At 61.9% G+C, this 17,122-nt stretch carries 19 protein-coding genes; 8 read left to right on the top strand and 11 right to left on the bottom strand.

Annotation, left to right across the window (positions count from 1 at the left end; genetic code table 11):
* Positions 1–10: 10 nt before the first annotated feature.
* The gene (gene ppnP, locus AC097N_RS00540; RefSeq protein ID WP_479578781.1) at positions 11–328 is read left to right on the top strand and encodes a pyrimidine/purine nucleoside phosphorylase; all 318 of its coding nucleotides are present in this window, start codon (positions 11–13) and stop codon (positions 326–328) included.
* Positions 329–383: 55 nt separating this feature from the next.
* Here ppnP and AC097N_RS00535 read toward each other — a convergent pair whose 3' ends face one another.
* Together AC097N_RS00535 and murB are read right to left on the bottom strand one after the other, a co-directional pair.
* A complete protein-coding gene (locus tag AC097N_RS00535) occupies positions 384–1,130 on the bottom strand; it encodes a glycine-rich domain-containing protein (RefSeq protein ID WP_479578780.1) in 747 nt (248 codons plus the stop codon).
* Positions 1,131–1,192: 62 nt separating this feature from the next.
* Complete coding sequence (murB, locus tag AC097N_RS00530; RefSeq protein ID WP_479578779.1) at positions 1,193–2,224, bottom strand: UDP-N-acetylmuramate dehydrogenase; 1,032 nt, start codon at positions 2,222–2,224, stop codon at positions 1,193–1,195.
* Positions 2,225–2,278: 54 nt separating this feature from the next.
* Between murB and AC097N_RS00525 the strand changes: the two genes are divergently transcribed.
* Genes AC097N_RS00525 through AC097N_RS00515 form a run of 3 tightly spaced genes read left to right on the top strand, consistent with a single transcriptional unit; the run spans position 2,279 to position 4,389 of the window.
* Positions 2,279–2,764: a YajQ family cyclic di-GMP-binding protein gene (locus AC097N_RS00525; protein WP_479578778.1), complete on the top strand. Its 486-nt coding sequence runs from the start codon at positions 2,279–2,281 to the stop codon at positions 2,762–2,764.
* Positions 2,764–3,420 carry a retropepsin-like aspartic protease family protein gene (locus AC097N_RS00520; protein ID WP_479578777.1) on the top strand — a complete coding sequence of 219 codons (657 nt, stop codon included), beginning with the start codon at positions 2,764–2,766 and terminating at the stop codon, positions 3,418–3,420. The genes AC097N_RS00525 and AC097N_RS00520 overlap by 1 nt, the downstream gene beginning before the upstream one ends.
* Positions 3,421–3,429: 9 nt before the next feature.
* A complete protein-coding gene (locus AC097N_RS00515) occupies positions 3,430–4,389 on the top strand; it encodes an HD-GYP domain-containing protein (protein ID WP_479578776.1) in 960 nt (319 codons plus the stop codon).
* A gap of 130 nt (positions 4,390–4,519) precedes the next feature.
* Here AC097N_RS00515 and AC097N_RS00510 read toward each other — a convergent pair whose 3' ends face one another.
* The 9 genes from AC097N_RS00510 to AC097N_RS00470 all read right to left on the bottom strand — a co-directional run bounded on the left by AC097N_RS00510 (position 4,520) and on the right by AC097N_RS00470 (position 11,571).
* On the bottom strand, positions 4,520–5,107 hold the full coding sequence (locus tag AC097N_RS00510; RefSeq protein WP_479578775.1) for a protein NO VEIN domain-containing protein: 588 nt from the start codon (positions 5,105–5,107) through the stop codon (positions 4,520–4,522).
* The gene (locus AC097N_RS00505) at positions 5,029–5,352 is read right to left on the bottom strand and encodes a hypothetical protein (protein ID WP_479578774.1); all 324 of its coding nucleotides are present in this window, start codon (positions 5,350–5,352) and stop codon (positions 5,029–5,031) included. The genes AC097N_RS00510 and AC097N_RS00505 overlap by 79 nt, the downstream gene beginning before the upstream one ends.
* Positions 5,353–5,558: 206 nt before the next feature.
* The gene (locus AC097N_RS00500; RefSeq protein ID WP_479578773.1) at positions 5,559–6,029 is read right to left on the bottom strand and encodes an Lrp/AsnC family transcriptional regulator; all 471 of its coding nucleotides are present in this window, start codon (positions 6,027–6,029) and stop codon (positions 5,559–5,561) included.
* Between the two features lie 320 nt (positions 6,030–6,349).
* Positions 6,350–7,057, bottom strand: coding sequence for an amidotransferase (locus AC097N_RS00495; RefSeq protein WP_479578772.1), 708 nt, complete (start codon positions 7,055–7,057; stop codon positions 6,350–6,352).
* The gene (gene plsY, locus AC097N_RS00490) at positions 7,054–7,698 is read right to left on the bottom strand and encodes a glycerol-3-phosphate 1-O-acyltransferase PlsY (protein ID WP_479578771.1); all 645 of its coding nucleotides are present in this window, start codon (positions 7,696–7,698) and stop codon (positions 7,054–7,056) included. The genes AC097N_RS00495 and plsY overlap by 4 nt, the downstream gene beginning before the upstream one ends.
* A 103-nt stretch (positions 7,699–7,801) precedes the next feature.
* Positions 7,802–8,293, bottom strand: a complete 492-nt coding sequence (locus tag AC097N_RS00485) for an aminoacyl-tRNA deacylase (RefSeq protein ID WP_479578770.1) — start codon at positions 8,291–8,293, stop codon at positions 7,802–7,804.
* A gap of 9 nt (positions 8,294–8,302) precedes the next feature.
* Positions 8,303–9,367: an aldo/keto reductase gene (locus AC097N_RS00480; protein ID WP_479578769.1), complete on the bottom strand. Its 1,065-nt coding sequence runs from the start codon at positions 9,365–9,367 to the stop codon at positions 8,303–8,305.
* Positions 9,368–9,384: 17 nt separating this feature from the next.
* Positions 9,385–9,729, bottom strand: a complete 345-nt coding sequence (locus AC097N_RS00475; protein WP_479578768.1) for a J domain-containing protein — start codon at positions 9,727–9,729, stop codon at positions 9,385–9,387.
* Positions 9,730–9,789: 60 nt separating this feature from the next.
* Positions 9,790–11,571: an acetate--CoA ligase gene (locus AC097N_RS00470; RefSeq protein ID WP_479578767.1), complete on the bottom strand. Its 1,782-nt coding sequence runs from the start codon at positions 11,569–11,571 to the stop codon at positions 9,790–9,792.
* Positions 11,572–11,596: 25 nt separating this feature from the next.
* Between AC097N_RS00470 and AC097N_RS00465 the strand changes: the two genes are divergently transcribed.
* The 4 genes from AC097N_RS00465 (at position 11,597) to pepN (ending at position 17,101) form a co-directional block, all read left to right on the top strand.
* Complete coding sequence (locus AC097N_RS00465; RefSeq protein ID WP_479579183.1) at positions 11,597–12,499, top strand: alpha/beta fold hydrolase; 903 nt, start codon at positions 11,597–11,599, stop codon at positions 12,497–12,499.
* 80 nt (positions 12,500–12,579) lie between these two features.
* Positions 12,580–13,684, top strand: a protein-coding gene (gene prfB, locus AC097N_RS00460; protein WP_479578766.1) for a peptide chain release factor 2 whose coding sequence is annotated in 2 segments (ribosomal slippage) — positions 12,580–12,660 and positions 12,662–13,684 — 1,104 coding nt in all. Because the reading frame shifts where the segments join, the coding sequence is not laid out codon by codon here.
* The gene (locus AC097N_RS00455) at positions 13,684–14,382 is read left to right on the top strand and encodes an HAD family hydrolase (protein WP_479578765.1); all 699 of its coding nucleotides are present in this window, start codon (positions 13,684–13,686) and stop codon (positions 14,380–14,382) included. The genes prfB and AC097N_RS00455 overlap by 1 nt, the downstream gene beginning before the upstream one ends.
* Entirely contained in the window at positions 14,366–17,101 is a 2,736-nt protein-coding gene (gene pepN / locus AC097N_RS00450) for an aminopeptidase N (protein WP_479578764.1), read from the top strand. Before AC097N_RS00455 ends, pepN begins: the two co-directional genes overlap by 17 nt.
* Positions 17,102–17,122 lie beyond the last annotated feature (21 nt).

Below are 17,122 nucleotides of genomic sequence, written 5' to 3'. Positions count from 1 at the left end.
CAGAGCCCCCATGACCACTACCAGCATCGCCAACGTCACCGTCGCCACGCAAGCCAGCGTTTACTTTGACGGCAAATGCGTGAGCCACGGCATCACCTTCGCCGACGGCACCAAGAAGTCGGTGGGCGTGGTGCTGCCCGCCACGCTCACCTTCAACACCGGTGCGCCGGAAATCATGGAATGTACGGCGGGCAGTTGCGAATACAAACTGGCAGGCTCCGATGCGTGGCTCAAGTCCACCGCCGGAGAACAATTCAGCGTGCCCGGCAACTCATCGTTCGAGATTCGCGTGACCGAGCCCTACCACTACATCTGCCATTTCGGCTGATCAACCGCCCGGCGGATCTCAGACCCCTAAAAAAAGCCACCCTCAGGTGGCTTTTTCAATCGCCCCCGCATCCCCCGCCGCCATCGCCGTCTGAACCGCCCCCGTCAGACGAGTCAACGCCGCCAAAACCATCAGAGTCGCCGCTGTGGGAGCCATCTGAAAAGCTGGTGCCGCAATAGGTGCCCGCCGCGCTATCTCCGCCGGCGTCGCTTTTGCGCTGGATGTCATGGCAATCCGGCGTGTAGCTGAATCCGTTTTCAATGTGGAGCTTAGCGTCCAGCGCAAACAGCAGCGGTAGCCGGGTAGGTGCGCTGGGGTCAATCGCCTCGTCTTTGCAGGCCCAGTACCAGGCGCGGCGCAGGCCATCGTTATTTTTGGCTTGCGTACCCAGGACCACTGCAGGGCTGTGGTGCAGGAACCAGCCCAAAGCCAACTGGCACCAGTCCTGATAGGCCCGCGTGTGCAAAATGAACTCGTGCCACATGGCATCCACCACGCGGGACGGCATGGCCACAAATTGCTTGTCGCTGCGCAGGCAGGCCAGAAAAAACTGGCGCAAGCCACGCTCCACCAAATCCAGGTCTTTGCCGCTCAGGTGCGGGTAGGTGTCACGCAGCTTGCGCTTGAGAAACTGGGGCAAAGCCGCCTCACGCACCGCCTTTTCACGCTGCCACCGTGACCAGACCTTCGCCAGCATGATGACCAGCACCGAGAAAACGACCAGACCGCCCCACTGCAAAGGCCATCTAAACCAGCCCTGCATCGAGCCAAATACGACGAGCACCCAAAAGGTGGCAACCATAACGGGGACTAAGCCGACATGGCGAACGACAAATGGCTTGACCCGAACCATGGGCAAAAACCTCAAACCACCACGGGTTCGGGTTCCAGCATGATGCCAAAACGTTCGTAAACGCTGGTCTGAATCGCCTTGGCCAGCGTCATCACCTCACCGCCCGTGGCGCCGCCGCGGTTGACCAGCACCAGGGCCTGCTTCTCGTAAACACCGGCGTTGCCCACGGCCTTGCCTTTCCAGCCACAGGAGTCAATCAACCAGCCTGCAGCCAGCTTGACCGAGCCGTCGGCCAGTTGGTAATGCACGATTTTGGGGTCCCGCAAAATGATGTCGGCGCACTGCTCGGCACTCACCGTGGGGTTCTTGAAGAAGCTCCCGGCATTGCCAATCACGTCCGGATCGGGCAGCTTGGCCCGGCGTATTTCGCACACCCACAGGTAGATTTGCAAGGGCGTGGGCTGGGTGACGTGGGCCGCAGCCATCTTTTTTTCAATGTCGGCATAGCCGAGCACAGGCTTCCAGGGCTTGGGCAGCGAAAAGCGCACCCGGGTGATCAACGCCCGACCCGCCAGCCCCAGCGTGGTGGACGCGTGCTTGAACACCGAGTCACGATAACCAAACGCGCACTGCGCGGCGTTCAGCGTGAACACCTTGCCGGTTTGCAGGTCAACGGCATCGAGCGAGTGAAAACGATCCTGCATCTCCACACCATAGGCGCCCACGTTTTGAACCGGGGCCGCGCCGACCGTACCCGGGATGAGCGCCATATTTTCGAGGCCGGGGTAACCCTGCTGAATGGTCCAGGTCACGAAGTCATGCCAGTTCTCACCGGCACCGACCTCCACCACACAGGCTTTGGCAGTCTCCTCGACCAAGTGTTTACCCTTGATCTCGACCTTTAAAACAACCGGTTTGACATCGCCCGTGAGCACAATGTTGCTGCCCCCACCCAGAATGAATTTGGGCTGCGGGCCCCACTCAGGGCTGGCCACGACAGCTTGCGCATCGGCCTCGCTGGCAATGCGGACAAGGGAATGCGCCTTGGCCACGATGTGGAAGGTATTGCACGACTGGAGGGGGACATTATTCTCGACTAACATTGCGCCAATTCTCGCACCAGCCTTTCCCTTTTTTATTCTTTCCGGAATTTAGCCATGCCTTCTTTTGATACCGTTTGCGACGCAAACATGGTGGACGTCAAACACGCCGTGGAAAACACCACCAAAGAAATCGTCACCCGCTTTGACTTCAAAGGCACGCCCGCGTCCATCGAGCTCAAGGACAAGGAAATCACCGTCATTGGGGACGCCGAGTTCCAGCTCACCCAGATTGAGGACATCCTGCGCAACAAGCTCACCAAGCGCAATGTGGACGTGCGCTTTCTCGACATGGGCGACGTGCAAAAAATAGGCGGCGACAAGGTCAAGCGCCTGATCAAGGTGCGCAACGGCATCGAGAGCGAAATGGCCAAGAAAATCCAGCGCCTGATCAAGGACAGCAAACTCAAGGTCCAGGCCGCCATTCAGGAAGAAAAAGTCCGCGTCACCGGTGCCAAGCGCGACGACCTGCAGGCCGCCATGGCCCTGATCAAAAAAGAAATGACTGAAGTGCCTTTGACATTTGACAACTTCCGCGACTGATGAAGCTCGCCGCCCTGTTCGTTGCAGTTCTCTCGGTCATGGTGTCTGGCGCCTGGGCGCAGACCGTGGCCCTGTCAGGCATGCTGGGCGGCAAGGCGCTGGTGATTGTGGACGGCAACGCGCCCAAAAGCGTGGCCGTGGGTGAGTCGTACCGGGGCGTCAAAATTGTCTCCACCCAGGGCGACCTGGCGGTGATGGAGATTGCGGGCAAGCGGCACACCCTGCGCGTGGGCGAAGCCCCGGCCAGTGTGGGCAGCGCCTCAGGCGGCGCCAGCGGTGAGGCCAGTGGCAAGCGCGTGGTCTTGACCGCGGGCAGCGGCGGGCACTTTGTGACCCAGGGACAAATCAACGGCCGGGCCGTGCAGTTGGTGGTGGACACCGGTGCCACCCTGGTGGCGCTCAGCGTGGCGGATGCCGAACGTGTGGGCCTGAACTACAAAACGGGGCAGCCCGTGCAGTCCAGCACGGCCAATGGCGTGGTGCCCGGCTGGCGGCTTAAACTGGCCACGGTGCGGGTTGGCGATGTGACGGTGTATGACGTGGACGCCATCGTGTCGGCGGGCGCCATGCCTTATGTGTTGCTGGGCAACAGCTTTCTCACGCGCTTCCAGATGACAAGAACAAACGACCAAATGGTCCTGGATAAAAGATATTGAGACTTTAGTGTGACGGTACAGAACGAAAACGAATACGAAGACTTGCTCGGCCTGTGGTCCGACCTGGAGTCGGGCCTGGGCGTCATTTTGGGCAGTCCGGCCAGCATCATGGAATTCGAGCAACGCGTGTGGCAATACGACCGCTGGATGAAAACCCTGCTCGAACGCGACACCGATGTCGGCCTGTACCTGTTGTTCCAACTGGCCGCCAACTCTCCCGTCGGCTACAGCGCCTCTCACGCGCTGGTGTGCGCCGTGCTGTGCCACCTGATTGCGGTGGACCTCAAGATGCCGGTCAACGAGCGCAACAGCCTGGTGCACGCCGCGCTGACAATGAACATTGCCATGACCGCACTGCAAGACCAGCTGGCCACGCAGACCGAACGGCCCAACACCGAGCAACAGGACGCCATTCGCACCCACGCCGTGCGGGCCTCGCTGATGCTGGCCAACATGGGCGTGCCCGATGAGCTGTGGCTCGATACCGTCAGCCTGCACCATGACGACAGCGTGAACAAAGGCGAGCTGAACGCCCAAACACCTGTGCGACGGCTCGCCCGCATCCTGCAAGTGGTGGACCGCTACGCGGCCATGATCAGCCCGCGCCGGTCACGCGAAGGCCGCAGTGCGACCGAATCGGTGCGCTCCATCATCATCAACTCGCCCGAGAAAAATGACGAAGTCGGCCACGCCCTGGTGCGCGCCGTGGGCCTGTGTCCACCGGGCACCTATGTGCGCCTGGACAACGCCGAGATCGCCGTGGTCATGCGCCGAAGCAGCAAGCCCAACCTGCCACACGTGGCCATCGTGGTTGACGACGCGGGCACCATGCTGAACCCGCCCCGCCTGCACCGCACCATCAACGGCAGCCCCGGCATCAAGTCCGCGCTGGCGCCGTCCGCCGTGCGCGAACGCCTGAATCACCACCTGATATTGCAGCTGGGTGCGTACGCGGCGCAGAATCCTTAGTTGCTATAGTTTTTATAGCTGCTTGCGCACGGTCTGCGTGGGCTAGAGGCTGATTTCTTATAAATTTTGATGGCGGACACAGGCAAAACCCTGGGACGTTCAAACACCCGCGCTGAAACCGGCGTCGTAGTCATCCAAAGCTGGCTCGGTAAGTCACCGGGTCCAAAACACAATGTTGATCCAGTGAGCCAGGAAGATCAAACAATCGCGGCGCACTCCTGAATTCGAACAGACGATAAAGATGAAACTGATCCTTAGCCCCATGGGAAAGTGCCAGTTCGCTACGCGAGACAAAAAATGGGGTATCCCGGCCAAAAGTTGTCGTCTTGACTTCAATTAACCGCTCTTTGCCATCAGAGTCGTAAGATAGAACGTCGTAACCAAGACCATCACCCTTGGTTTTGGCAACGTGCTCGACTTTGTCTGCCAGCCGTGGTTGCCCCAGTTCGAGAAGACGCCAATGCTCGAACTGGGCAACAAACTCCTCACCCGCCAAGCCCAAGGACTGGTTGCGAGCTTCACGTTCTAGGTAATCACGTTTTACAGCTTTGAAAAGCGGGACATATTCATACTCCCTTGCACGATGCTGCTTGATCGGTGCATCTGACTTCACTTTGGAAAAATCAGTTTGGATTGGCGTCACTGCGGGTTGCAGCACAGCAGCGAGAGCCACTTGATCCAGCGCCGCTTTCCGGCTGACTTGTTCTTCGGCAACCAAGCCAAGGAGAGCCTGGTAGTTGGCACGAGGTTTGTAGCCACGGAGTAGGGAAACCCCAGATCAATCATCGCCGCGCTGATATTCCCATGCTTGAATTCAATCGATCCATCGGATCGCCCATTCAGTTGGGCCTTCAGCCTGCGCCGATGCTCTGATTTGCTGAAGTTCTGGCCAGCAAGTTCCAGCATCAGCATTTGCAAATAATCAGCAACGATGGCTTCTACTTCTTCACGTGACCAATCCATTCAATATCCCAAAGTTAATTTTTTACATGGTCCCGATCTTAGGGATTTGTCGCGCTCGCAGCCCCCCCCCCCCTACAGACTCTTCCAGATTCACGTCACGATTCGCAGTTTCTCCCGTAGCAGAAACTCAAACAGAAACTCCTATTTCGATAGCCACACCCGCACATAGGTAAAGGGCTACAGCCCGATTTGGCACTTAAACGCATTCACCCCACCGGCACCGCCAGCGCCGTCTTGCTCACCACCCGGCGCAGCACGAAGCTGGAGTGCACGCCGGTCACGCCTTCGATGCGGGTGATCTGGTTGAGCAGCAGGGTCTGGTAGTGGTCCATGTCGCGCACGGCGACCTTGAGCTGGTAGTCGGCGTCCTGTCCGGTGATCAGCAGACACTCCAGCACCTCGGGCAACACGCTGACGGCGGCCTCAAAATTGGCAAAGCGCTCGGGTGTGTGTTTGTCCATCGAGATGTGGATCAGCGCCATGAGGGTGAGGCCCAGCATTTTGGCGTCCAGCAGCGCCCGGTAACCGACGATCAGGCCCGACTCTTCCAGCGCGCGCACGCGACGCAGGCAGGGCGACGGCGATAGGCCAATGCGGTCGGCCAGGTCCTGGTTGTTGATGCGGCCGTCTTGTTGCAGTATGTCGAGAATGTGCTGATCGTAGCGATCGAGTTTCATGCTTTGGCTCCAAATTTGGCATTGAAAGCAGAGTATGCCAATTTATAAAACAAAAATGGCATATTTGGTTTTAAAAGACGAGATCAAGAGCAACTACGCAATCTGCTGCGGGGCACTTGCACCTACACTTGTTTCACCTGTTACCCACAGGCACTTGCAACCCACAGGCCCGCGGCCTGCGTTGCGCAGACCGGCCTCACGAGGGCTGACGATGCAAAACCAGTCCCCGGCGGAATCTTCGCCCGGGGCACGTGGAACCCCTTCATGAAAAATGCTGGTTTATGTCCCACTACCCCGCCTGACCCACAACCTGCAGCGTCTCAAACGCCTTCTACAAACGCCACCATCATGCGGGCCACTTGCGGGCCGTCATGGCCCAGGGCCAGGCTGTTGGTGCTGGCGGTGAACTGGTCTTCCCCCAGGTGCTCGCGGCGCCGATGGAGCAGGTAGGCGCTGTAGTCTTCTACAAACTCAGGGTGGGGCTGCACGCAAAACACCTGCTCCCCCACGGCAAAGGCCGCTACCGGACAAAAGTCGCTGCTGGCCAGCAAGGTGGCACCCTGTGGCAATTCAAACACCTGGTCCTGGTGGCTGGCCAACAGGGCGATGTCGGTGCGACCTTCGGCGTGTGGCATGGCGGGTGCGTGCCAGTCGTAGCGCATGCGCCCGGCGCCCCAGCCTTGCGGCGCACGGCCGACTTTGGCGCCCATGCACAGCGCAATCAGCTGGTGGCCAAAGCACACGCCGACCAGTTTCTTTTTGTCGCGAAGCAGTTGCTCCACCTGCTTGCGCAACGCCACCACCCAGGGTTCTGACGAGAACGAGTCGGCGCGGCTGCCGGTGAGCAGCACGGCGTCATAGTCATCAAATGACGCGGGGTAGTCGCCTTGCTGGGTGTTGAAAAGCTCAAACGACCAGTCCTGGGCACCGGCCTCGCGCAGCAGGCGCACAAACATGGCGCCGTAGCTGGTGTAAGTGGGGGCCACCGCGACGTCGAGTGTGTCGTTGTCAAGAATGCAGACTTTCATGGTTTTTTGGCAGCGCTGGCTTTTTTCCCCAACCGGGACTCGGTGCCCTTGACCAGGCGACTGATGTTCTCGGCGTGGCGGTAAAACAGCAGCAAGGACATGATGGCGATGGCCAACAGCACGCTCTTGTTCATGTACCAGGCAGCCCCATCGCCAAACACGTAGTACACGGGTGCAAACAGCGCCGCCGTGAGCGAGGCCAGCGACGAGTACCGAAAGAAGTAGGCCATGATGAGCCAGGTGGCGACCGTGGCCAGCCCCAGAATCCAGCTAAAGCCCAGCAACACACCCAGCGCCGTGGCCACGCCCTTGCCGCCCACAAACTTGAAGAACACGGGGTACAGGTGGCCCACAAACGCGGCCAGGCCCACCATGGCCATGGTGCCTTCCTCCAGCCCATAGGGCTGGCCGAACCACTTGACCAGCATCACCGGCAACCAGCCCTTGGCAGCATCCAGCAGCAGCGTGGCGATGGCCGCACCTTTGCTGCCCGAGCGCAGCACGTTGGTGGCGCCGGGGTTTTTGCTGCCAAAGGTGCGCGGATCGTCCAGCCCCATGACCCGGCTGACGATGACCGCAAAAGACAGGGACCCGATGAGGTAACCCGCCAGGGTGGCCAACAAGGGAAGAAAAGATTGCATTGATTCCAAAAAAACACTCCTGCTGCGGCCCCCGTGGTGTCGGGGCCTGAAGCGTCTATTTTGCCAGCCTGCCCGCAGGACGCGGGCCGCGCCGATCAAACCATCAGTCGGCCAAGGCGCACTGCACGGGTTGGGCACCCAGCAAGCTGACGCAGACCTGCGGGTCGATGCCCACCAGATAACCGCGCCGGCCGCCGTTGATCAGTATTGTGGGCAACTCCAGAATGCTGGATTCCATGTAGATCGGCATGGCCTTGCGCGTGCCAAACGGCGAGGTGCCGCCCACCAAATAGCCGCTGTGCCGGTTGGCCACCTCGGGCTGGCACGGCTCCACCGACTTGGCGCCAATCTGGCGCGCCAGGTTTTTGGTGGACACCTTGCGGTTGCCATGCATCAGCACCACCAGGGGCTTGGCGTCCTGGTCCTGCATGATGAGCGTCTTGACCACGCTGAACGGGTCCCACCCCAGCACCTCGGCGCTGTGCTGGGCGCCGCCATGCGCCAGGTACTCGTAGGGGTGCTCGGTGAACACCACCTTGCGGGCCTTCAGCAACTGGGTGGCGGGGGTCTCGGAGACGTGGTCTTTTTTAGCCATCTCGACGTGTTAGAGCGCAGGGTCGCGCATGTCCCAGCGAATGGCGTCGATCTGCTGCAGCAGCTCGGGCGACAGCGTGGTGCCCCAGGCGTCCAGACACTCATCGAGCTGCGCCACTGAGGTGACGCCAAGGATGGTGCTGGCCACTTGCCATTTGGTGTAGCAAAACGCCAGCGCCAACTGCGTCGGCGTCAGGCCGTGTTCACGCGCCAGGGCGCTGTAGCGCCGTGCCGCCACCAGCGCCTCGGGGCGGCCCCAGCGCTGCTTGCGCATGGACTCGTACTTGGCAATGCGCGCCTCCTTCGGCGCGTCCGGGCCCACAATACCCGAAACGTCGTACTTGCCGGTGAGCAGGCCAAACCCCAAGGGCGAATAGGCCAGCAAGGACACCCCCAGGCGGTGGCAGGTTTCGTCCAGCCCGTTCTCAAACGTGCGGTTGATCAGGCAGTACGGGTTCTGAACGGCGGCCACCCGCGGCAGGCCGTGTTGGTCGGCCAGCCGGATGAACTCGTGCACGCCATAAGGCGACTCGTTGGACAAGCCAATGGTGCGCACCTTGCCGGCCTTGACCAGCTGCGCCATGGCTTCCAGCTGAACCTGGATGGAGGTCACCGGCTTGTCTTTGGCGGGGTCAAAGTACACCGCGCCAAAGGCGGGCACATGGCGCACGGGCCAGTGAATCTGGTAGAGGTCAATCACCTCGGTTTGCAGGCGCTTGAGGCTGTCCTCACACGCGGCCACGATGTCGGCCACCGTCAGGTCGGGGCTGCCGTTGCGAATCCAGGGCATGCCGCGCGCCGGGCCGGCGACTTTGGTGGCCAGCACCAGCTTGTCACGCACGCCGGGGTGCTGGGCCAACCAGTTGCCGATGATGGTTTCTGTGGCGCCAAAGGTCTCGGCTTTGGCGGGCACGGAATACATCTCGGCCGTGTCCAGAAAATTGATGCCCCGCGCCAGCGCACGGTCCAGAATGGCATGGGCGGTGGGCTCATCCACCTGCTCGCCAAAGGTCATGGTGCCCAGGCAAATGGGGGTGACGTGCAGATCGCTCTGCCCGAGTGGGATAGTCTTCATGGAGGCTCCGAAAGGAATTAATTCAGGGAACGAAACGCAAACAGGCGGGTGCCGGTTTGCTTGGCCGGGCTGGGGTCCCAGGGGTGACGCGGGGCGTGCCCCTGGCCACGCCGCTCGGTGACCCGTTTCGCAGCCCCGCGGGTGAGGTCGTCGTAAAGCTCGCGCTGCACCGGGTCCGACAGCACGGCATACGCGTGGTTGATGGTCATGAGCCGCTGGGCCGCAGTGGCGTTACCGGGGTTTTTGTCAGGGTGATTGAGCTGCGCCAGGCAGCGGTACGCAGCCTTGATGACCGGGGCGCTGGCCCTCGGGCTGACCTCCAGGTCATCGTACAAAGTGGGCTCTGTGGGCGGGGCGTTCATGGCCAAATGAGTCTACCACCGTCACCCCAAAAGCAGCCCCCCGCCAGTGGCATTGGGGCATCACGGCGCGCGCCATCTGGCACGTTCTTCTTCCTGCAGGCGCAGCACGCGGCGCTGCACCTTGCCGGTGGTGGTCATGGGCAGGGCGTCCACAAACTCGATCTCCTTGGGGTATTCATAGGGCGCGAGCTTGTCTTTGACGTGGGCTTGCAGCTGGGCCACCAGATTTAGATCAAACTGGGCTGAAGCCCCCGTATCACGTGCGCGAGCAGCTATAAAATCAGGAGCAAGAACAACATAGGCCTTGACCAGTGCGCCGCGCGCTGCATCCGGCTTGGGCACCACCGCGGCGTTGGCCACGGCCGGGTGCTTGACCAGGCAGTTCTCGATCTCGCCGGGGCCAATGCGGTAGCCCGCGGCCTTGAACACATCGTCGGCCCGGCCCTGGTACCAGAGGTAGCCGTCGGCATCGCGCGTGGCCAGGTCGCCCGTGCGACACCAGTCGCCGGTGAACTTGTCGCGGGTGGCGGCGTCGTTCTTCCAGTAGCCCAAAAAGAAGATCGGGTCGGGGTGGCCGTACTGGTCAAAGCGGTTCAGCGCCACGTCTCCCGCCACCCCCACCGGGCATTCGTTGCCCGCCTCGTCAATCACCGCCACGCGGTGGCCGGGGTAGCCCTTGCCCATGCTGCCGGGCCGGGCGGGCCAATGCCGGGCGCAATTGCCCACGATGTAGTTCACCTCGGTCTGGCCAAACATCTCGTTGACGGTGACGCCGAGTTGCGACTGGCCGTAGTCAAACACCGCGTCGCCCACCGCCTCGCCTGCGCTCATGATGGCTTGCAGCTGGAGCTTGAACTGCTGGCGCACCGATTGCGAGGGGGTGCCCGGAAAAGCCTTCATCATGGCTTTCAGCGCGGTGGGGAACAAAAAGGTGTGGGTCACGCCGCACTGACCCATGAGGTCCAACGCCGCCTGCGGGCTGAAGCGCCCGTTGAAGGCCACGATCGGGCGGCCAAAGTAGAGCGTGGGCAAGAGCGCGTCCATCAGGCCGCCGGTCCAGGCCCAGTCGGCGGGGGACCAAAAGACGGCGTCGGTGGCGGTGTTGTCCTGGCCGTCAAAGCCGAACCAGTTCTGGCTGCAGACAAAGCCGGTCAGGTTGCCGATCAGCGCGCGGTGCGGGATGACGGCGCCCTTGGGGTTACCGGTGGTGCCGCTGGTGTAGATCAGGATGGCGGCCTCATCGGCATCGGTGGCCACCGGCGCAAAGTCGGGCGCCACCCGGGCCAGCGCATCGGCGTAGTCCACATCGGCCTGCGCGGCAGCACCGCCCACCCCCAGCACGCTTTGCAGCAGCGGGCAGTTGTCGCGCACGGCCAGCAAGCTGGCAATGGAGCTTTCGTCGCAAATGGCGAGCACGGCTTCGCTGTCATGCAGGCGGTATTCCAGCGCCTCGGGGCCGAACAACATGGACAGGGGCATGGCCACCGCGCCCATTTGCAGCACCGCCATGTAGGCCACGGCGGTCTCAAACCGCTGCGGCATCACGATGGCCACGCGGTCGCCCCGCTCCACACCCAGCACCGCCAAAACGATGGAGAGGCGATTGGCCTGCTGCTGCAGCTCAGCGTAGGTATGGAAAGTGCTCCCAGCCCCCGTATCCCATACGCGAACAGCTATTTTTTTTGTAGCGTCAGGCATCTGGGCCCAGCGCGCGCAGCAGACCTGGGCGATGTTGAATTGGGCGGGCACCCGCCACTGGAAGTTGCCATGCAGCGAGGCGTAATGGTCGGGCGCCTGCAGGGGCAGATCTGCAGGTTTGTCTCTGTGTTGACTGACGGTCACGTTGGGCCTCCGTATGATCACCCGAATGTACCAAGCCAAAAGAATTTCCCGCAGCGAAACCGTCAATGTCCGCAACCTGCCCTACCACGTGCGGGTGTGGGGCGAACCCGCCCCTGGCAAAACACCTCTGGTGATGGTCCACGGCTGGATGGACGTGGGCGCGAGCTACCAGTTTGTGGTGGACGCGCTCAGCCACGACCATTACGTGATCGCCCCCGACTGGCGCGGCTTTGGCCTCACGCCCTCGGGCGGGGTCGATCACTTCTGGTTTCCCGATTACCTGGCCGACCTGGATTTTTTGCTCGACCACTACGCGCCGGGTGGGCAAGTCAACCTGGTGGGCCACAGCATGGGGGGCAATGTGGTGATGCTGTATGCCGGGGTGCGCCCCGAGCGCATTCGCCGTCTGGTCAACCTGGAGGGGTTCGGCATGCCCGCCACCACACCCGACGAGGCGCCGGGCCGCTATGTCAAGTGGATGGATGAGCTCAAAAAGCTGCGCACCGGCGAGATGGACCTGAAGGCCTATGACTCGCTGGACGGCGTGGCCCGCCGCCTGATGAAGACCAACCCGCGCCTGGGCCAGGACAAGGCCAGTTGGCTGGCGCAGCACTGGGCGCGTGAAAACACGCCCGGCCAGTGGACCATTCTGGGCGAGCCCGCCCACAAAATTGCCAACGCGCAGCTCTACCGGGCCGACGAAGTGCGAGAGATTTACAAGTGCATCAGCATGCCGGTGCTGGCCGTGGAGGCCTCCAGCGACAGCCTGAACCAGTGGTTCAAGGGCAAGTACACCCTGGCCGACTACCACGAGCGCCTGAAGGCCGTGCCTCAGGTGGACATCGCGCGGATCGACGACGCCGGCCACATGGTGCACCACGACCAGCCCGACCTTCTGGCCGCGCTGATCGAGCGCTTCCTGGCCTGAGGGGCTCAGGCCCGGGGCCCACAGGGCTGCCATGCGAAAATAGCGGGTTATTTGAATCACCAACAGTCAGGACCCGCATCATGGAAGCAGAACGCATCAACACAATCGGCACTCAACTCTCCGATTTGAGCGCCCGCACCCTCGAGTTACGGGGGTATCTTTGACTACCCTGCCAAGTCAGAACGCCTGAGGACAGTCAACGCCTCGCTCGAAGATCCCACGGTCTGGAATGACCCCAAACGCGCCCAGGAACTGGGCAAGGAAAAAAAGGCGCTCGACGGCGTCGTCGTCACGCTGGACAACCTGACCAACGAACTGTCCGACAACACCGAACTGTTCGAGATGAGCAAAGAGGACGGCGACGAAGCCGGCCTCTTGACCATCGAAGCCGAGGTCGCCAAGCTGGCCGCCATTGTCGAAGGGCTTGAGTTCCGCCGCATGTTCAACAACCCGGCCGACCCGTTGAATGCCTTTGTGGACATTCAGGCCGGTGCCGGGGGTACCGAAGCCTGCGACTGGGCCAGCATGTTGCTGCGCCAGTACGTGCGCTACGCCGAACGCAAAGGCTTTGCCGTCACCGTGGAAGACGAAACCGCCGGTGACACCGCCGGCATCAAGGGCGCCACCATCAAGGTCGAAGGTGAATACGCCTTTGGCCTGCTGCGCACCGAAACCGGTGTGCACCGCCTGGTGCGCAAGTCGCCGTTTGACTCGTCGGGCGGACGCCACACCTCGTTTGCCTCGGTGTTTGTGTACCCCGAGGTCGATGATTCGATCGAGATCGAAATCAACCCCAGCGACGTGCGCACCGACACCTTCCGTGCCAGCGGCGCGGGTGGTCAGCACATCAACAAGACCGACTCGGCCGTGCGCCTGACCCACTTGCCCACCGGCATCGTGGTGCAGTGCCAGGACGGCCGAAGCCAGCACAGCAACCGCGACGTGGCGTGGAAGCGCCTGCGCTCGCGCCTGTACGACTTTGAGTTGCGCAAGCAGCAGGAAGCCCAGCAGAAGCTCGAAGACACCAAGACCGACGTGGGCTGGGGCCACCAGATTCGCTCTTACGTGCTGGACAACAGCCGCATCAAGGACCTGCGCACCAACTACGAAACCTCGGCCACCCAGAAGGTGCTGGACGGCGACCTGGACCAGTTCATCGAAGCCTCCTTGAAGCAAGGCGTGTAATGGACAGCCTGAACAGCTTTGTGCACCCGGTCGAGGCGCTGATCTACGACATGGACGGCACCATGATCGACTCCATGCCCTCGCACGCCAAGAGTTGGGTGGCCTTCACCCAGCGCCATGGCCTGACGATCGATGTCGATGACATGATGCGCCGCACCACAGGGCGCACCGGGCATGAGTGCATGCGCGAGCTGTTTCAGCGCGACATGAATGAGGCGGAAACCTGGGCACTGATTCAGGAAAAAGAACAGCTGTACCGCGATATGTTCGATCCCATTTTTTCAGAAGTGGCCGGGTTCAAACAGTTCTCGCAGCGGGCGCTTGAAGCCGGGTTGAAGATGGGCGTGGGCACCGCGGGCGACAAACACAACATTGCGTTTGCCTTCTCGCGCCTTTCTCTGCAAACCGCCCCGCACGCCGTGGTGGGCGGCGACGAAGGCCTGCCCGGCAAGCCCGAGCCCGCTATCTTTCTGGAAGCAGCACGCCGAATGAATACGGGGTCTGGCGCCTGTATTGTCTTTGAAGATGCGCCTTTTGGCATTGAAGCCGCACGCCGCGCCGGCATGCGCGCCGTGGCCGTGTGCACCACGCACAGCCCGGCCGAACTGGCCGGCCCCCATGTGCTTGCCAGCGTGCGCAACTACCTTGAGTTGATGGATTCGAAATTTTTGGAGAACCTGCATGTTGCAACTTCGTGAGGCCGACGGCCCAGCCACGGTGATTCGCCGTGCCGACTACACCGCCCCCGCCTACTGGATTGACACCGTCAACCTGACGTTTGACCTGGACCCGGCCAAGACCCGCGTGCTCAACAAAATGACGCTGCGCCGCAACCCGGATGTCGAGGCGCAAGCCTTGAAGCTGGACGGCGAAGAACTCAACCTGGCCCGCGTGCTGGTCAACGGCCAGGGTGCCTCGTTCAAGATGGACGGCAGCCGCCTGGTGCTGGACAACCTGCCCACCGAGGGCAGCTTTGAGCTGGAAATCTTCACCACCTGCGCGCCTGTCAAAAACACCAAGCTGATGGGCCTGTACGTCAGCAACGACTCGTTCTTCACCCAGTGTGAGGCTGAAGGGTTTCGCCGCATCACCTATTTCCTGGACCGTCCCGATGTGATGGCCAGCTACACCGTGACCCTGCGCGCCGACAAGGACAAATACCCGGTGCTGCTGTCCAACGGCAACCTGGTGGACTCCGGTGCCCTGGAAGGCAGCGGCAACGAAGGCCGCCACTTTGCAACCTGGGTTGACCCGCACAAGAAACCGTCCTATCTGTTCGCCCTGGTCGCCGGCCAACTGGTGAGCCGCGAGCAGCGCATCACCTCGCGCGGCGGCAAAGACCATTTGCTGCAGGTCTATGTGCGCCCCGGCGACATGGACAAGACCGAACACGCCATGAACTCGCTGATTTCATCCGTGGTGTGGGACGAAGCCCGCTTTGGACTGCCGCTCGATCTGGAGCGCTTCATGATTGTGGCCACCAGCGACTTCAACATGGGCGCCATGGAAAACAAGGGCCTGAACATCTTCAACACCAAGTACGTGTTGGCGAACCAGGCCACCGCCACCGATGCCGACTTTGGCAACATCGAGAGCGTGGTGGGCCATGAATACTTCCACAACTGGACCGGCAACCGCATCACCTGCCGCGACTGGTTCCAGCTCTCCCTGAAGGAAGGCCTGACCGTCTTTCGCGACCAGGAGTTCAGCATGGACCTGTGCGCGGACGCGTCAGCCCGCGCTGTCAAGCGCATCGAAGACGTGCGCGTGCTGCGCACCGCCCAGTTCCCCGAAGACGCAGGCCCGATGGCACACCCGGTGCGGCCTGACAGCTACATCGAGATCAACAACTTCTACACCGTCACCATTTACGAAAAAGGCGCCGAGGTGGTGCGCATGATGCAGACCCTGGTTGCCAGCGCGAACGACCCCCTGGGTCGGGACGGTTTTGCCAAAGGCATGACGCTGTACTTTGCCCGCCACGACGGCCAGGCCGTGACCTGCGACGATTTCGCGCAGGCCATTGCCGACGCCAACCCCGACGCCGAACTGGCGCGCCTGCTGCCCCAGTTCAAGCGCTGGTACAGCCAGGCCGGCACCCCGCGCTTGACCGCCAACGGCCAGTACGATGCTGCGGCCCAAACCTACACGCTGAACTTCAGCCAGAGTTGCGCGGAAACGCCCGGCCAGGCGGCCAAAGAGCCGTTTGTGATTCCGGTCAGCCTCGGCCTGGTGGGCACCAGCGGTGCCGTCCTGCCCTTGCAGTTGCAAGGCCATGCAGACGCGCTGGGCAGCAGCCACCTGTTTGTCATGACGCAGCAGAGCGAATCCGTCACCTTCGTCAATGTGGCCGAAGAACCCGTGCCATCCATCCTGCGTGGCTTCACCGCGCCGGTGGTGCTGGACTTTGACTACACCGACGCCCAGCTGCTCACCCTGCTGGCCAACGACCCCGACCCGTTCAACCGCTGGGAAGCCGGTCAACGCCTGGCCCTGCGAAGCGCTATTAAATCAATAGCTGCTCCCGAAGGTAGTACAGGGGCTACAGCCCTAAATGATGCTTATATCGATGCCATGCGCAGCGTGCTGCGTCATCCCACGCTGGATGCGGCCTTCAAAGAGCTCGTCCTCACCCTGCCGTCCGAGACCTACATGGCCGAGCAGCTCGACGTGGTGGACCCGCAGCGCATTCACGCCGTGCGCGAAGCCATGCGTTCGCAACTGGCCACCGCGCTCCATGCCGATTGGGCGTGGGCGTATGAAGCCCACAGCGCCAATGGCGGCTACCGGCCCGACCCCGTGTCCTCCGGCCGCCGCGCCCTGGCCGGCATGGCCCTGATGCACCTGTGCCTGGCCGCCCGCGACAGCGGCGACACCGTCTGGCCAGGCAAGGCCTACCAACGCTTCAAAGACGCCGACAACATGACCGACCGCTCCAACGCGCTTCATGCCTTGGTCAACACCGGTCACGCCTTGGCCGCACCTGCACTGGCGCGCTTTCATGCCTTGTTCAAAAACGAAGACCTCGTGCTCGACAAGTGGTTCGCCCTGCAAGCCGGCACCTGCGACCGCGGCGGCCAGGTGCTGCCTGCCGTGCGCCAGCTCATGGCCCACCCGGACTTCCATCTGCGCAACCCCAACCGCGCGCGCAGCGTGATCTTCAGCTTTTGCAGTGCCAACCCCGCTGCGTTTCACCGTGCGGACGCCGCAGGCTATGTGTTCTGGAGCGACCGCGTGATCGAGCTTGACGCCATCAACCCCCAGGTCGCCGCCCGTCTGGCACGCGCCCTGGACCGCTGGAAAAAACTGGCCGAACCCTACCGCAGCGCGGCGCGCGAAGCCATTGCCCGCGTCGCCGCCAAAACCGATTTGAGCAACGATGTGCGCGAAGTCGTCAGCCGCGCGCTGGCCGACTGATTTGAATCAATAAGGAAGGAA

It is taken from the genome of Rhodoferax sp. LS1R11, assembly GCF_056521395.1.
This window is presented reverse-complemented; position numbering and strand designations above follow the sequence as displayed.

Excerpts from the sequence above, each read along its gene's own strand:
- AC097N_RS00535 (WP_479578780.1), bottom strand. The coding sequence starts at position 1,130 with ATGGTTGCCACCTTTTGGGTGCTCGTCGTATTTGGCTCGATGCAGGGC.
- AC097N_RS00500 (WP_479578773.1), bottom strand. The coding sequence starts at position 6,029 with ATGAAACTCGATCGCTACGATCAGCACATTCTCGACATACTGCAACAA.
- AC097N_RS00525 (WP_479578778.1), top strand. The coding sequence starts at position 2,279 with ATGCCTTCTTTTGATACCGTTTGCGACGCAAACATGGTGGACGTCAAA.
- AC097N_RS00505 (WP_479578774.1), bottom strand. The coding sequence starts at position 5,352 with ATGGATTGGTCACGTGAAGAAGTAGAAGCCATCGTTGCTGATTATTTG.
- AC097N_RS00520 (WP_479578777.1), top strand. The coding sequence starts at position 2,764 with ATGAAGCTCGCCGCCCTGTTCGTTGCAGTTCTCTCGGTCATGGTGTCT.
- ppnP (WP_479578781.1), top strand. The coding sequence starts at position 11 with ATGACCACTACCAGCATCGCCAACGTCACCGTCGCCACGCAAGCCAGC.
- murB (WP_479578779.1), bottom strand. The coding sequence starts at position 2,224 with ATGTTAGTCGAGAATAATGTCCCCCTCCAGTCGTGCAATACCTTCCAC.
- pepN (WP_479578764.1), top strand. The coding sequence starts at position 14,366 with ATGTTGCAACTTCGTGAGGCCGACGGCCCAGCCACGGTGATTCGCCGT.
- AC097N_RS00485 (WP_479578770.1), bottom strand. The coding sequence starts at position 8,293 with ATGGCTAAAAAAGACCACGTCTCCGAGACCCCCGCCACCCAGTTGCTG.
- AC097N_RS00475 (WP_479578768.1), bottom strand. The coding sequence starts at position 9,729 with ATGAACGCCCCGCCCACAGAGCCCACTTTGTACGATGACCTGGAGGTC.
- AC097N_RS00455 (WP_479578765.1), top strand. The coding sequence starts at position 13,684 with ATGGACAGCCTGAACAGCTTTGTGCACCCGGTCGAGGCGCTGATCTAC.
- AC097N_RS00465 (WP_479579183.1), top strand. The coding sequence starts at position 11,597 with ATGTACCAAGCCAAAAGAATTTCCCGCAGCGAAACCGTCAATGTCCGC.
- plsY (WP_479578771.1), bottom strand. The coding sequence starts at position 7,698 with ATGCAATCTTTTCTTCCCTTGTTGGCCACCCTGGCGGGTTACCTCATC.
- AC097N_RS00480 (WP_479578769.1), bottom strand. The coding sequence starts at position 9,367 with ATGAAGACTATCCCACTCGGGCAGAGCGATCTGCACGTCACCCCCATT.
- AC097N_RS00495 (WP_479578772.1), bottom strand. The coding sequence starts at position 7,057 with ATGAAAGTCTGCATTCTTGACAACGACACACTCGACGTCGCGGTGGCC.